This window comes from Flavobacterium sp. DSP2-3-1 (assembly GCF_049896865.1).
GTDB lineage: Bacteria > Bacteroidota > Bacteroidia > Flavobacteriales > Flavobacteriaceae > Flavobacterium.
Map to the genome: position 1 here is coordinate 140,349 of NZ_JAFCVD010000002.1, position 13,885 is coordinate 154,233.

16 protein-coding genes are annotated in these 13,885 nt (G+C 34.5%); 11 read left to right on the forward strand and 5 right to left on the reverse strand.

What is annotated here, in order from left to right; translation table 11 throughout:
* Positions 1–23: 23 nt before the first annotated feature.
* Positions 24–530 carry a GNAT family N-acetyltransferase gene (locus ACP7AT_RS02905; protein WP_426062863.1) on the reverse strand — a complete coding sequence of 169 codons (507 nt, stop codon included), beginning with the start codon at positions 528–530 and terminating at the stop codon, positions 24–26.
* 170 nt (positions 531–700) lie between these two features.
* On the opposite strand from ACP7AT_RS02905, the gene fbp reads away from it, so the two are divergent.
* On the forward strand, positions 701–1,720 hold the full coding sequence (fbp, locus tag ACP7AT_RS02910; protein ID WP_426062864.1) for a class 1 fructose-bisphosphatase: 1,020 nt from the start codon (positions 701–703) through the stop codon (positions 1,718–1,720).
* A 60-nt stretch (positions 1,721–1,780) separates the two neighbouring features.
* On the opposite strand, the gene ACP7AT_RS02915 is transcribed toward fbp, so the two are convergent.
* Positions 1,781–2,212, reverse strand: a complete 432-nt coding sequence (locus ACP7AT_RS02915; protein WP_426062865.1) for a TerB family tellurite resistance protein — start codon at positions 2,210–2,212, stop codon at positions 1,781–1,783.
* 180 nt (positions 2,213–2,392) lie between these two features.
* On the opposite strand from ACP7AT_RS02915, the gene ACP7AT_RS02920 reads away from it, so the two are divergent.
* The 4 genes from ACP7AT_RS02920 to ACP7AT_RS02935 are packed head-to-tail and all read left to right on the forward strand — an operon-like array spanning position 2,393 to position 5,197.
* Positions 2,393–2,986, forward strand: a complete 594-nt coding sequence (locus ACP7AT_RS02920) for a HupE/UreJ family protein (RefSeq protein WP_426062866.1) — start codon at positions 2,393–2,395, stop codon at positions 2,984–2,986.
* A 1-nt stretch (position 2,987) separates the two neighbouring features.
* Positions 2,988–3,419, forward strand: coding sequence for a deoxycytidylate deaminase (locus ACP7AT_RS02925; RefSeq protein WP_426062867.1), 432 nt, complete (start codon positions 2,988–2,990; stop codon positions 3,417–3,419).
* Positions 3,420–4,994: a S41 family peptidase gene (locus tag ACP7AT_RS02930; RefSeq protein WP_426062868.1), complete on the forward strand. Its 1,575-nt coding sequence runs from the start codon at positions 3,420–3,422 to the stop codon at positions 4,992–4,994.
* A 38-nt stretch (positions 4,995–5,032) separates the two neighbouring features.
* Positions 5,033–5,197, forward strand: a complete 165-nt coding sequence (locus ACP7AT_RS02935; RefSeq protein ID WP_426062869.1) for a hypothetical protein — start codon at positions 5,033–5,035, stop codon at positions 5,195–5,197.
* Positions 5,198–5,216: 19 nt separating this feature from the next.
* Here the strand turns inward: ACP7AT_RS02935 and ACP7AT_RS02940 are convergent, their stop codons facing one another.
* The 3 genes from ACP7AT_RS02940 to ACP7AT_RS02950 form a co-directional block, all read right to left on the reverse strand.
* A complete protein-coding gene (locus tag ACP7AT_RS02940) occupies positions 5,217–5,348 on the reverse strand; it encodes a hypothetical protein (RefSeq protein ID WP_426062870.1) in 132 nt (43 codons plus the stop codon).
* 480 nt (positions 5,349–5,828) lie between these two features.
* Positions 5,829–6,029 (reverse strand): hypothetical protein, encoded by a 201-nt coding sequence (locus tag ACP7AT_RS02945; RefSeq protein ID WP_113634088.1) that lies wholly within the window; start codon positions 6,027–6,029, stop codon positions 5,829–5,831.
* 130 nt (positions 6,030–6,159) lie between these two features.
* Positions 6,160–6,738, reverse strand: a complete 579-nt coding sequence (locus ACP7AT_RS02950; protein ID WP_091203045.1) for a MarC family protein — start codon at positions 6,736–6,738, stop codon at positions 6,160–6,162.
* A 521-nt stretch (positions 6,739–7,259) separates the two neighbouring features.
* Between ACP7AT_RS02950 and ACP7AT_RS02955 the strand changes: the two genes are divergently transcribed.
* From ACP7AT_RS02955 to ACP7AT_RS02980, 6 genes are all read left to right on the forward strand, one after another.
* Positions 7,260–7,391, forward strand: coding sequence for a hypothetical protein (locus ACP7AT_RS02955; RefSeq protein WP_426062871.1), 132 nt, complete (start codon positions 7,260–7,262; stop codon positions 7,389–7,391).
* Positions 7,392–7,836: 445 nt separating this feature from the next.
* Positions 7,837–8,412, forward strand: coding sequence for a DUF3109 family protein (locus tag ACP7AT_RS02960; protein WP_091203042.1), 576 nt, complete (start codon positions 7,837–7,839; stop codon positions 8,410–8,412).
* 252 nt (positions 8,413–8,664) lie between these two features.
* Complete coding sequence (locus ACP7AT_RS02965; RefSeq protein WP_426062872.1) at positions 8,665–9,642, forward strand: ribonucleotide-diphosphate reductase subunit beta; 978 nt, start codon at positions 8,665–8,667, stop codon at positions 9,640–9,642.
* A gap of 243 nt (positions 9,643–9,885) precedes the next feature.
* Positions 9,886–12,300, forward strand: coding sequence for a ribonucleoside-diphosphate reductase subunit alpha (locus ACP7AT_RS02970; protein WP_426062873.1), 2,415 nt, complete (start codon positions 9,886–9,888; stop codon positions 12,298–12,300).
* A gap of 274 nt (positions 12,301–12,574) precedes the next feature.
* Positions 12,575–13,069, forward strand: coding sequence for an RDD family protein (locus ACP7AT_RS02975; protein WP_426062874.1), 495 nt, complete (start codon positions 12,575–12,577; stop codon positions 13,067–13,069).
* Between the two features lie 56 nt (positions 13,070–13,125).
* Positions 13,126–13,821 carry a type 1 glutamine amidotransferase gene (locus ACP7AT_RS02980; RefSeq protein ID WP_426062875.1) on the forward strand — a complete coding sequence of 232 codons (696 nt, stop codon included), beginning with the start codon at positions 13,126–13,128 and terminating at the stop codon, positions 13,819–13,821.
* Positions 13,822–13,885 lie beyond the last annotated feature (64 nt).

Here is a 13,885-nt window from a genome sequence, read left to right on the forward strand (position 1 = left end):
AACCAAAAATTGTTCTTTATGCTTTATTTTAATTTTTCTTCCACGAAATGGTTGATTCCTATTTCGTCCATTTGTACCACAAACCAATCTCGAAGCACTTTTGCACCTGATTTTTCATAGAATTCGATTGCCGGTGTATTCCAGTCTAACACATTCCATTCCACTCTTCGGACCTGATCTTTTTTCGCTTGTTTTAAAACTTCAGAATACAACGCGTATCCAAGTCCGGTTCCACGCATTTTGTCTTTTACCACTAAATCCTCTAAATGAATTGTTTTTCCTTTCCAAGTTGAAAAGCGGTAATACCATAATGCGATACCAACTATTTGCGTCGCCGGTTCGCTATCACTTTTATCATCATCCACTTCGGCAACAAAAACATGAAATAAAGGAACAGGACCAAAACCATCCCGAATTAAATCGTCAACAGTTACAAGAACAGCATCTGGCTCTTTTTCAAATGCAGCTAATTCTTGAATAAGGCCCAAAACGGCTTGCATGTCTTGCTGAGTTCCTTTTCGAATATTCATAAATTTTTATTTTAATGGTTCAAAAATGCAAAAAAATTGAATTTTTACATAATAATTTTGTGGTTTATTCAGCAAATATACAATACTGGCAAACTAACTAAATTTTATTCAAATCATTTTCACAAAAAAAACGATATTTGTGACTTCAAATTAACTACATCGATTTCGTAATGGAAGAACGCAACAAAACACTAGGAGAATTTATTATTGAAAATCAAAACGCTTTTCAATATTCGTCAGGCGAATTATCCCGAATCATTAATTCCATCCGATTGGCTGCCAAAGTCGTCAATTATAAAGTGAACAAAGCTGGATTAGTTGACATTGTAGGGGCAGCGGGGGAACAGAACATACAAGGTGAAGATCAGCAAAAACTTGATGTTTATGCCAATGAAGTTTTTATACAAACGTTGATCAATCGCGAAATAGTTTGTGGTATCGCCTCTGAAGAAAATGATGATTTCATCACCGTAGAAGGAAGTGATAACAGCCATAATAATAAGTATGTAGTGCTAATGGATCCGCTTGACGGTTCATCAAATATTGATGTAAATGTTTCGGTTGGAACTATATTTTCGGTTTACAGAAGAATTACTCCAATAGGAACTCCAGTTACCCTTGAAGATTTTTTACAGCCGGGAATTAATCAGGTTGCTGCAGGATATGTAATTTACGGGACGTCAACGATGTTAGTTTATACAACAGGACACGGAGTCAATGGATTTACGTTGAATCCGGCCATTGGAACCTTTTATTTATCGCATCCAAAAATGAAATTCCCAACAGATGGTCATATTTATTCCATCAACGAAGGGAATTATGTTCATTTTCCGCAAGGAGTAAAAGATTACATCAAATATTGCCAATTAGAGGAAGGAGACCGGCCGTATACTTCAAGATATATTGGTAGTTTGGTTTCCGATATTCACAGAAACATGATTAAAGGCGGGATTTATTTATATCCTACGAGTTCCAAAGCGCCAAAAGGAAAATTACGATTGTTGTATGAATGCAATCCATTAGCTTTTATTGCGGAACAAGCCGGAGGAAAAGCTTCTAATGGATTTAGCAGAATCATGGAAATTGAACCGACAGAATTACATGAAAGGGTGCCGTTCTTTTGCGGAAGCTACAACATGGTAGAAAAAGCGGAAGAATTTATGCACGAAGCTAAATTAAGCAAATACTGAAATTCAGGTTTATAAAAAAAGCTCCCAGATTTCTGGGAGCTTTTTTCGTATGATTTGTAATTACTTGTTCATGTTTTTCATTTCGAAGAGAAAAGTGTCGAAATCAACTTCTTTATCCACTAAAATCAGTGCTTTATCTACGATGTAATTCACATTTTCAGTGTTAAACCCTAAACCAACACCAATTTTTCTCAGCATCAGCTCTTGTTTATCGCCTAAATGATGGTCAACGTGAACGATTCGGGCTAAATCATACAAGCGCTCTATTCTTTGTTCGTACAAATAAGGAGGATTGATTGGATATTTTAGAGGATTCTCTAGAATCTCTTCATATTCTGCAGGAGAAATTTCTAATCGAACTGCCAGTTTGTCTAAAAATGCTTTTTCTTCTGGCGAAAATTCCTCGTCAGTAAGTGCTACACGGACAATTGATGCAAAATGGCCTTTATTTCTCTGCTTGAATTCGCTATCAAATAAATCTGAAAATGACATAATTATTGGTTTTATATCTTACAAAGATAAATCTATTTTTAAATTAATAATTTTTATTTTTTTTATATTTTTTCTTTGCATCCGATGTCTTTTGAAGTGCATTTATTTAAATAATCAAATCAATCATTTTCAAAATTAATCGTAAGTTTACAACCCCTTTATCAACCTAATTAATTACCGATGTCAGAATTTTGGATTTACTTTCAAATAGGATTAAAACACGTTTTAGATATTCATGCTTATGACCATGTTTTATTTTTAATAGCGCTAGCAGTTCCTTTCTCCTTTAAGGATTGGAAACGAGTTGTGCTTTTGGTTACCCTTTTTACCATTGGTCACACAATGGCTTTGATGCTTTCGGTTTTTGAAATAATTGCTATAAAAGTAAATGTGGTCGAGTTGCTGATTCCAATTACGATACTAATAACGGCGTTGTTTAATCTTTTTACAGCAGGAAAATCAAGCAAGAAAGAAAGTATAAATGTGGTGTTTTTTATCACACTTTTCTTTGGGATAATCCATGGTTTGGGATTTTCAAATTATTTCAAATCGATTCTGGGCGGTGATGCTACCTCTAAAATATTGCCATTGTCCGAGTTTGCGTTAGGAATAGAAGCGGCTCAGATCGTAGTGGTTTTTGTGGTTTTGATTTTATCGTACATAGTTCAAACCGTTTTTAGATTTTCGAAACGCGATTGGACATTGGTAATGTCGGCCTTTATAATAGGAGTAGTTATCCCTATGATTGTTGAAAGTGAAATCTGGAAAAGATAAAATGAGCGAAAAAAAATTGAATAAATACGATAAAGCGTATCTCAGAATTGCCAAAGAATGGAGTCTTTTGTCCTACTGTAAACGCAAACAAGTTGGTGCGATTATTGTGCGGGATAGAATGATAATTTCCGACGGATACAACGGAACACCTACTGGTTTTGAAAACTGCTGTGAAGATGAAGAAGGCTTGACACGTTGGGATGTTTTACACGCTGAAGCAAATGCGATTCTGAAAGTAGCCCGTTCCACGCAATCTTGTGAAGGCGCGACTTTATATATTACGCTTTCGCCTTGCAAGGAATGCAGCAAGTTGATTCATCAGTCGGGAATAAAAAGAGTGGTTTACCATAAAGGTTACCGCGATGATTCTGGAATTCAATTTTTGATAAAAGCAGGAGTTGAAGTGGAACATATTTCAATTTTAGAAGAATAAATGAACTTTAATACTAAATATCTGCCCATTCTTATTTTTGCAACACTCGCTTTGGGTATTGTCCTGGGCGGGCTCTTGAATTTCCCTAATACAACGGATTATTTAGTCAAAAATAATTCGAAAAATAAACTGAATAAACTCATCGATTTTATTGATAATGAATATGTAGATGATGTCAACACAGATTCTATTGTAAACCTTACCGTTGATAATATTTTGGCAAAATTAGACCCACATTCCGTTTATATTCCCCCCAGCGACCAGCAGGAAGTGATGGAAAGTATGAAGGGGAATTTCGTGGGAATTGGCGTAAATTTTTACATGTATAAAGATTCTGTTGCGGTTATAAAACCAGTGGAGAATGGCCCTTCGGCAAAAGCTGGAATTAAAGCAGGTGATCGAATTTTATATGCCGATAAAACAAAATTATTTGGGCGAAAATTGCCAAGTGACAGTTTGTATTCTAAATTGAAAGGAACGGTTGGATCAAATATTGAACTTACCATTTACAGAAAATCGGAAGACAAAAGACTAAAAGTGAAAATTAAGCGCGATATTATTCCTTTGAAAAGTGTGGATGTGGCGCTGCTTTTAAGTAATAAAACAGGCTATATTAAAATAAATCGGTTTTCGGAAACGACTTACAGTGAGTTTATGTTAGGTTTAATAAAACTGAAACAGCAAGGTGCAAATTCACTTATCATTGACGTTCGAGATAACGGTGGAGGTTACATGGAAGAGGCCATTGCCATTGCCGATGAATTGTTGACGGATAAGCAACTGATTGTGTTCACAAAAAACAAAAACGGAAATATTGATAAAACATTTGCGACTGCAAAAGGCAATTTTGAAAAAAGGAATGTTTTTATTTTAATCAATGAAAACACTGCCTCGGCCAGTGAAATTCTTGCCGGAGCAGTTCAGGATAATGATAGAGGAACCATTGTAGGGCGCCGTTCTTTTGGAAAAGGATTGGTACAGCGAGAAATGAATTTTGCTGATGGTTCAGCCGTTCGATTGACTATTGCCAGATATTACACGCCAACAGGTCGTTCGATTCAAAAACCATATTCAAAAGGGAATGAAGCGTATTTCAAAGAATCTGAAGCCCGTTTTGGAAATGGGGAATTATATGAAAAAGACAGCATAAAAGTTTCGGACACTATAAAATTCAAAACTAAAAAAGGTAAAATTGTTTACGGCGGCGGCGGAATTGTACCTGATGTTTTTGTACCGTTGGAAGTGGAGCACGGAAATGAAAGTGCCGCTTATTTATTACAATCCGGAATCGTAGGTAATTTTGTTTTTGAACAATTAGATAAACATAGAAGCACTTTTAAAGGCTTGTCTTTCAATCAATTTAAAACTAAAATGACTAAAACGGATTTCTATTTCAATGCGTTTCAAAAATTTATTTTCGGAAACGGTTTGGATTTAAATTTTGGAAAAAGCAAGGACCTGGTAAAAAGATATTTGGCCGCTGAATTTGCCCGACAATTGTACGGGGAAAACTATTATTATCAAATTGTTTTGAAAGATGATGCGATGGTTAAAAAGGTTTTAAATCAGAAATAATAAATATTTTCTACAATATGCAATTTAAGTTTTCTGGAATGACAGTCAATGAACGTTTGTACGTTGTAGGACTCACGAATGAATTTGAAAGTTGTCTAAAACAAAAAGATTTTGAAAAAATTAAATCTATTTTAAAGAAAGTTAAATTGAATGGAGATTCTATTATTGAAATAACTAATAGTTTAGCGTTCAGGAATAATTAAAAGTTTAATTCAACTTTTTCTACCTAATACTGTTATTTGCTTGCGTTTTAATCTCGCCACTTCGTAAACTAAGAATGTCCGTTGCGACTGCGGCGCTAGTTCCGGCAGCAATGAGCAGTTGAATTCTCCAATCTGCTGAAGTTTCTGTCACATAAATGCGTTCAACAACTTCATGGTCAATGGTTTTGAGTTGTATTCTTTGTTTTTCGAAAAGTGATTTTTAATGCCGTTCTATATACTGCATCAAAATTTCAATGGAGAAAATGTTAGCTGAACTAATTTCTACCACAATTATACTGGTTTTGTAGGTAGTTTTGTTTGTGGTCACTGTAAACTCCTGAAAACTGCCTTCGATTTTCAGTACTTTTCACTTGGGATTTGTGTAATCTTCGAATACGTTTCTTAAAAATGTATCGTGCTTTCATTCAATAAATCAGCGCCTAATGTTGCATGAGATATTCTCCGTAGACAGCATTCAACAGCGCTTCTTGAAATCTAGATATTTTTTGATGGGCATAAACACCGATTTTTTAATCGACTAGAAGAGGTCTCTTTTTAGCAGAATCTAAAATAAGCGAACACGACATTTCTGAAACACCAGCAACTAAAATAAGTCCATCAAAATAAAGGATTACTTTTCGTTGGTTTTTTCTTCAATTCTTTTTGAAATTCTAAAGATTAATAGAATCATTACAGCACAAAACGAAGCCGCGATTCCAATAAAAGCAACGACACTTTCTCCTTGAAAGGGATTTCTAAAATCCAGCAAAGTAACATTAAAAAGGATTAGAGCTATTGCTAAAAATACCAAAATGTTAGTGAAAATTTTCATAATACGTTATTGTTTTTGTTTTAAAAGAAACAGATAGTTGAGATTTTTTTTTAAACTGAAAATAAAACTCCCAAAAAATCCAATTTATTTAGTAGCATTGAATTGGAGGGTAAATTTATGTAAATTTAATTTAGACAAACAAACCTTTAACATTCGCAGCGAATAATTTAACAGCAATAGCAAGCAGTACAACTCCAAAAGTCTTTCGAATGACTCCAAGTCCATTCTCGCCAAGCATTTTTTCTATTTTAGAAGAGGATTTCAAAACGATGTATACCAATATGATATTCAATATGATGGCGATGACAATATTAATTGTGTAAAACTGAGACCGTAATGAAAGTAAGGTAGTCATCGTTCCCGCGCCGGCTATTAGAGGAAACGCAAGCGGAACAATCGAGGCTGAACTAGCTTCCTCGTCCCGATAAATCCGAATTCCTAAAATCATTTCCAACGCCAAAAAGAATAAGACAAATGAACCGGCAACGGCGAAAGAATTTACGTCGATACCAATTAATTTTAAGAGTTCTTCCCCTGCAAAAAGGAAGACAATCATAATTACACCGGCAACAATCGAAGCTTTTTCAGACTCAATGTGTCCATGTTTCGTTCTTAAATCAACAATTATCGGGATGGATCCCACAATATCAATTACGGCAAAAAGTACCATACCCACTGTGATAATTTCTCTAATGTCGAATTCTAACATATCTTTTTTTGTTTGCAAAGTTATATTTTTAATCTTATATCTGCTTTTAGTTTTCTTCACTGTAACACTTTAGAGATTTTCTCTAGAAATAATTTTTATCAATTTTTAAGAATTCGCGATAATTAAATTTATTATTTACTGGACATAGGAAAAATGGTCATTATTAAGCATTTCTGTGTTTTGTTGTTTTTTACTCCATAATCAAATATTTTTTTCGCTGATTTGGTTAAAATGTGTGATATGTTTGCAGGAGTAATATTGATATTTAATCACTGTATTTTTATTTGTAAAATGTTCTAAATCCCTTCATAATTTCATATTCTTCAAATATCAATAAAATTCTTTCTTTTCCTCATGCTTTTGTATATGATAATTCAGGCATTCTATTTTTATCAATAGATGAAGGAATTTATAAAATAGCTATTTCCGGTGCCATTTCAACTTTTGTAAAAGAAAATTATTAGGGGGTGTCGTTGGATTCCAAAGGCAATTTATTCGCTTTAAAACCCAAAAATACGTTATTGAATATTGATAAAATTGGTGTGTATGGAAACGCCATTCCGTTTTTAAAAGTTGATTTTTCTGCTGCTGATTTGTTTTTTGATAAAAAAAGAGGGATTTATTTGTCAATGATTTTTTGGATGGAAGATTAAAGTTGATAGATGTCTCGGGAAATATTTCTCAATTTACTTCAGATGATGGAATCATTAAAGATTTTACAATTGATACTAAAGAGACTTCTTATTCAAATATTGCCTCAATAAGTTCCAAAGGTACTCACAGCTGGCTGATTTTTAATTTAGAATCTTGTCCTAGTAATTTAATATGTGATAGCAAAGTCAATGAATATGAGGGTAATTTAAATAATTCTATTTGTAAAATTACACTTGCTTGAGCAGTACCGTCTTTTCAATCAGGCGGCAGTTTTGGAGGTTTAAAACGTATGACCATCGACAAATACGAGAATAATTATATAATTATGTCTCATCAAAACTCAAATTATAATTCTTCAAGTAGTGTTTTAAAATTACATTTTAAAATTCCCCTTTGTCTTAGTTTGATTATATTTGCATTTTATAATCATACTACCTCGTAATAATGTTTCAACTAGGAAAAACCATCGTCTCTGAAGACTTACTCCAAAAAGATTTTGTTTGCAATTTGACTGCTTGTAAAGGCGCCTGCTGCGTAGACGGCGACGCTGGAGCACCTTTAAGTTTGGAGGAAACTCAAATCCTCGAATCTATTTATCCAAAAGTAAAACCATTTTTACGCAAGCAAGGAATTGCTGCGATTGAAGCGCAAGGAACTTGGGTAAAAGGAACTGATGGCGATCTTGAAACACCTTTAATAGATAATAAAGATTGCGCGTATGTAATTTTTGACGGTAAAACGGCTTTATGCGGTATCGAGCAAGCGTACAATCAAGGAATAATCGATTGGAAAAAACCGGTGTCCTGCCACTTGTACCCCGTTCGGGTAAAAGATTTTACGGAATTTGCTGCCGTTAATTACGATAAATGGGATATTTGTGATCCTGCCTGTTCTTTAGGTCAAGAGTTAGAAGTTCCGGTTTATAAATTTGTCAAAGAAGCTTTGGTAAGAAGGTTTGGAGAGGATTGGTATGCAGAGCTCGAAACAGTTGCTGAAGAGCTTAAAAATAATTCAAAATAGAATAAAAAATCCTTGTTATCTATTTTTAAAATCCTATATTTTACGGTACTTTACAGTGTTTTTTAATTTTTAATTAACTGATTTACAGTTTTTTATCGTTTTAATAAAAATTCTCTTTATTTTTCTATTTGTTAAAAACTATAACCGATTGTGAATAAGTTTGGCTTTTAATTCTAGCAATATTTTACAATCTTTGTAACTCTCAAAACGGTGTTTATTCCGTTAAAATCTCAAAAAAAACAAACTACTATAATGGCACAAGTTGAACCAATTTTACAAGAGAATAAAAATCGTTTCGTAATTTTTCCAATCAAACACCATGATATTTGGGAATTTTATAAAAGTATGGAAGCCAGTTTCTGGACTGCTGAAGAAATTGATTTGTCACAAGATTTAAATGACTGGAATAACAAACTTTCTGATGATGAGCGTTATTTTGTCAAGCATATTTTGGCATTTTTTGCTGCTTCAGATGGAATCGTAAATGAGAATCTAGCTGAAAATTTTGTGAACGAAGTACAATATGCGGAAGCAAAATTCTTTTACGGTTTTCAAATTATGATGGAAAACATTCATAGCGAAACCTATTCCTTATTAATTGATACGTATGTAAAAGATGAAGTGGAGAAAGATGACTTGTTCAATGCGTTAGAAGTTTTTCCTGCAATTAAGAAAAAAGCGGACTGGGCTCTAAAATGGATTGAATCGGATTCATTTGCAGAACGATTGATCGCTTTTGCAGCGGTTGAAGGAATTTTCTTTTCGGGAGCATTTTGTTCTATTTATTGGTTGAAAAAACGTGGATTAATGCCAGGATTGACGTTTTCTAACGAATTGATTTCTCGTGACGAAGGCGTACACTGTGATTTTGCCGTGCATTTACACAACCACCACTTGGTGAATAAAGTGCCAAAAGAAAGAATCAGAGGTATTATTGTGGATGCTTTAAATATTGAAAGAGAATTTATCACCGAGTCACTTCCTGTAAGTTTGATAGGTATGAATGCCGTTTTGATGACTCAATATTTAGAATTTGTTGCTGACAGATTATTAGTGGAATTAGGTTGCGACAGAGAATACAACACTTCAAATCCTTTTGATTTTATGGATATGATTTCACTTCAAGGGAAAACAAACTTCTTTGAAAAGAAAGTAGCCGAATATCAAAAAGCAGGTGTAATGAACACGGATGGTGATGCTCAAAAAATATCTTTTGACGCTGATTTTTAAAATTTGAATTCTTATCGATCCATTAAATATTTTTTGCGCTACTCTCGTAATAGCCCAGATAGTAATGGAAATCCTTTCTAGTCCTGAACTTGTTTCAGGATTCTGAAACAAGTTCAGGCCTAGAAAGATTGCAATGGATAGCTGGAAATAGCTCCATAAAAAGATGCTGAAACAAGTTCAGCATAAATTACAAATAACGAAAAACAGCGAAGGGATTTTCTGTTTTAAAAAACAAACAAAAGTATGTACGTAGTAAAAAGAGACGGGCACAAAGAGCCGGTAATGTTCGACAAAATCACAGATAGAATTAAAAAACTATGTTATGGTTTGAATGATTTGGTTGATGCCGTGAAAGTCGCAATGCGAGTAATTGAAGGGCTTTATGATGGAGTATCTACGTCAGAATTAGATAATTTAGCGGCCGAAACTGCAGCTTCAATGACTATTGCGCATCCTGATTACGCACAATTGGCAGCAAGAATTGCAATTTCGAATTTGCATTCCAATACTAAAAAATCATTTTCGGAAACAATGAACGATATGTTTCATTATGTAAACCCGAGAAATGGACAAGATGCACCTTTGTTATCTGAAGAGGTGCACCAGGTGATTATGAAAAATGCTGAATTTTTGGATTCACATGTGATATATAATAGAGATTTTAATTATGATTATTTTGGGTTTAAAACTTTAGAACGTTCTTATTTACTAAAAATAAACGGAAAAATAGTGGAGCGTCCGCAACATATGTTGATGCGTGTTTCGGTTGGGATCCACTTAGATGATTTAGATTCGGTGATTGAGACATACGACTTAATGTCGAAAAAATTCTTTACGCATGCAACGCCTACATTATTTAATGCAGGTACTCCAAAACCTCAAATGTCTTCTTGTTTCCTTTTGGCGATGCAAGACGATAGTATTGACGGGATTTACGACACGTTGAAACAAACGGCTAAAATTTCGCAATCAGCTGGTGGTGTTGGGCTTTCTATTCACAATGTAAGAGCAACTGGTTCTTATATTCGTGGAACTAACGGAACGTCAAATGGAATTGTTCCGATGTTGCGTGTTTTTAATGATACAGCCCGTTACGTAGATCAAGGTGGTGGAAAACGTAAAGGTAGTTTTGCAATATACATCGAAACTTGGCATGCGGATATTTTTGAATTCTTGGACTTAAAAAAGAATACCGGAAAAGAAGAAATGCGCGCCAGAGATTTGTTCTTCGCCATGTGGACTTCGGATTTGTTCATGAAAAGAGTTCAAGAAGATAGTTATTGGACGTTGATGTGTCCTAATGAATGTCCGGGATTGTATGATGTATATGGCGAAGAATTTGAAGCCATGTACATTGATTACGAGAAACGTGGAAAAGGTAGAAAAACCATCAAAGCACATGAACTGTGGGAGAAAATTCTGGAATCGCAAATCGAAACCGGAACGCCTTACATGTTGTATAAAGATGCAGTTAATAGAAAATCAAACCAGAAAAATCTGGGTACGATTCGTTCTTCGAATTTGTGTACCGAGATTATGGAATTTACATCCAAAGATGAAATTGCAGTCTGTAATCTAGCCTCTCTTTCCTTGCCAATGTTTGTTTCTAATGGAAAGTTTGACCATGAATTGATGTATACCGTTACAAAACGGGTAACTAGAAACTTAAATAAAGTAATCGATAGAAATTATTATCCGGTAATTGAAGGAGAAAATTCTAATAAACGCCACCGACCAATTGGACTTGGAGTGCAAGGATTAGCCGATGCTTTCATTATGTTGCGTATGCCGTTTACGAGCGACGAGGCTAAAAAACTGAATCAGGAAATTTTTGAAACATTATACTTTGCAGCGGTAACCGCATCGATGGAAATGGCCAAAGAAGAAGGGCCTTATTCCACTTTTGAAGGTTCGCCAATTTCTCAAGGAGAATTCCAATATAATTTGTGGGGAATGAAAGATGAGGAATTATCTGGTCGTTGGGACTGGGCTTCGTTACGAAAAGAAGTGATGGAACACGGAGTGAGAAACTCCTTGTTAGTGGCACCAATGCCAACGGCGTCGACTTCACAAATTTTGGGAAACAACGAAGCATTCGAACCTTATACTTCTAATATTTACACCAGAAGAGTACTTTCGGGAGAATTTATTGTGGTAAACAAACACTTGTTGCACGATTTAGTGGAGCGTGGTTTGTGGAATGAAACATTGAAACAAGAATTAATGCGAAATAACGGTTCCGTTCAAGACCTGAATATTCCGCAAGACTTGAAAGAATTGTACAAAACAGTGTGGGAAATGTCCATGAAAGACATTATCGATATGTCCCGTCAACGTGGTTATTTTGTGGATCAATCCCAATCGTTGAACTTATTCATGCAAAACGCCAATTATTCAAAATTGACATCAATGCATTTCTATGCTTGGCAATCTGGATTGAAAACGGGAATGTACTATTTAAGAACAAAAGCTGCGGTGGATGCGATTAAATTTACATTAAACAATGACAAAAAAGCAGAGCCAATCGAAATTAAAGAGCAATCAATCGCTGTTCCTGCAGTCGCTGAAGCAGTAGAAATGACTTCGGATGAATACAGAGCTATGCTTGAATTGTCTAAAAATGCAGGGCCTGACGAATGTGAAATGTGTGGGTCGTAGGTCAGCGAGGAACGAAGCAAACTCATTTTGAAACCATTTTGTTGACATCAACTAAATGGTTTTAAAACAAAAAGGCAGTTATTGTAATGATAACTGCTTTTTTTTGGAGCTATCTCCCGCTTTCCGTTGCAATCTTTTTATTTTTAAAGAAAAAATAAAAAGGATTTCCACTTCAATCGGGGCTAAAACACCAAGAGTTAATAGTACTATTTGTAAATAATTCACTATATTTGAGATAGTTCCCTTCAAAAATAAACCTTTTTACATTTATCATATGGAAAATAAAAAATTTACTGTTACAGATGATTTATTAGCTTCCAAAAGCCAGCGTCTCCTCAATCTCCTTATTGATGTATTGATTATTTATATTATAGCAATAAGTATTGTTGCTACCATTAATATAATTGGAGATACAACAAACAGTTATGGGGCATCGAATTGGGTTTCATCATTAAGTTTGATTGAAAATTTGTTCTTTGGACTTATTATTTTGTTTTTTTACTATGTATTTACGGAGATGTATTTCTCCAGAACCTTCGCTAAGTATTTCACCAAAACTATTGTAGTAAGAGTTGATGGATCTAAACCCAATACCAAAAACTTTATGATACGAGCAGTATCCCGCCTTAATCCTTTGGACCCTTTTTCATTTCTTGGTAAAACAGAAAGGGGTTTACACGACACTTTATCCGCAACTTATGTGGTAAAAAAACACGAGTTTGTCGAGAAAATGAAAATGTTTGTTCCATCGGATGAAATTGGAGTATAATTCTATTTCTGAAGATAATGATTCATTAATTTTGTAGAAAACCTGCACAAGACAGTATGAATAAAAAATTAAATATCCATTGCTTACAGCACGTACCTTTTGAAGGCCTGGGTTGTATAGAAAATTGGATTGAAGAGCACGGGCATTCCCTTTCGTATACGACATTATACCACAATCCTAAATTTCCGGATCTTGATACGATAGACGCTCTGATTATCTTGGGCGGTCCCATGAGTATTCATGACGAAGCCATATTCCCTTGGCTAAAAGAGGAAAAAGTATTCGTCAAATCCGCAATTGAGCAGCGAAAAAAAATAATCGGAATCTGTCTGGGAGCACAACTAATTTCAAATGTGTTGGGAGGAAAAATTACTGACAATAAACATAAAGAAATTGGCTGGTTTCCTATTACAATTTTAGATTCAAATGTTGCGATACTGAAGGCTTATCCAAAATCATTTTCTGTTTTTCACTGGCACGGAGAAACGTTTTCAATTCCTGAAAATGCGATTCGGTTAATGGAATCAGAAGCCTGCGCAAATCAAGCTTTTTTATATAATGATCAAGTATTGGGACTTCAATTCCATTTGGAAGTAACGGATGCCGCTATGAAACAAATGGCTTTTCATGAGCAATCAGAATTAGTAAAAGACACGTATGTTCAAACCTATGATGAGATCGTAAGTAATACTACATTTATAAAAGAAAATAATCGACTGATGTTTTCTCTTTTGGATAATTTGTTTAAATAGAACCCGATTGTTTTTTAAATAAAAACCTAGTAAATCGACCATCTACTAGGTTTTTATTTTAGTG

What these genes read in the sequence shown, in the direction of transcription:
- ACP7AT_RS02980 (WP_426062875.1), top strand. Translation starts at nt 13,126, where the DNA reads ATGAATAAAAAATTAAATATCCATTGCTTACAGCACGTACCTTTTGAA.
- ACP7AT_RS02920 (WP_426062866.1), top strand. Translation starts at nt 2,393, where the DNA reads ATGTCAGAATTTTGGATTTACTTTCAAATAGGATTAAAACACGTTTTA.
- ACP7AT_RS02935 (WP_426062869.1), top strand. Translation starts at nt 5,033, where the DNA reads ATGACAGTCAATGAACGTTTGTACGTTGTAGGACTCACGAATGAATTT.
- ACP7AT_RS02930 (WP_426062868.1), top strand. Translation starts at nt 3,420, where the DNA reads ATGAACTTTAATACTAAATATCTGCCCATTCTTATTTTTGCAACACTC.
- ACP7AT_RS02915 (WP_426062865.1), bottom strand. Translation starts at nt 2,212, where the DNA reads ATGTCATTTTCAGATTTATTTGATAGCGAATTCAAGCAGAGAAATAAA.
- ACP7AT_RS02945 (WP_113634088.1), bottom strand. Translation starts at nt 6,029, where the DNA reads ATGAAAATTTTCACTAACATTTTGGTATTTTTAGCAATAGCTCTAATC.
- ACP7AT_RS02950 (WP_091203045.1), bottom strand. Translation starts at nt 6,738, where the DNA reads ATGTTAGAATTCGACATTAGAGAAATTATCACAGTGGGTATGGTACTT.
- ACP7AT_RS02960 (WP_091203042.1), top strand. Translation starts at nt 7,837, where the DNA reads ATGTTTCAACTAGGAAAAACCATCGTCTCTGAAGACTTACTCCAAAAA.
- ACP7AT_RS02975 (WP_426062874.1), top strand. Translation starts at nt 12,575, where the DNA reads ATGGAAAATAAAAAATTTACTGTTACAGATGATTTATTAGCTTCCAAA.
- ACP7AT_RS02965 (WP_426062872.1), top strand. Translation starts at nt 8,665, where the DNA reads ATGGCACAAGTTGAACCAATTTTACAAGAGAATAAAAATCGTTTCGTA.
- fbp (WP_426062864.1), top strand. Translation starts at nt 701, where the DNA reads ATGGAAGAACGCAACAAAACACTAGGAGAATTTATTATTGAAAATCAA.
- ACP7AT_RS02925 (WP_426062867.1), top strand. Translation starts at nt 2,988, where the DNA reads ATGAGCGAAAAAAAATTGAATAAATACGATAAAGCGTATCTCAGAATT.
- ACP7AT_RS02905 (WP_426062863.1), bottom strand. Translation starts at nt 530, where the DNA reads ATGAATATTCGAAAAGGAACTCAGCAAGACATGCAAGCCGTTTTGGGC.
- ACP7AT_RS02970 (WP_426062873.1), top strand. Translation starts at nt 9,886, where the DNA reads ATGTACGTAGTAAAAAGAGACGGGCACAAAGAGCCGGTAATGTTCGAC.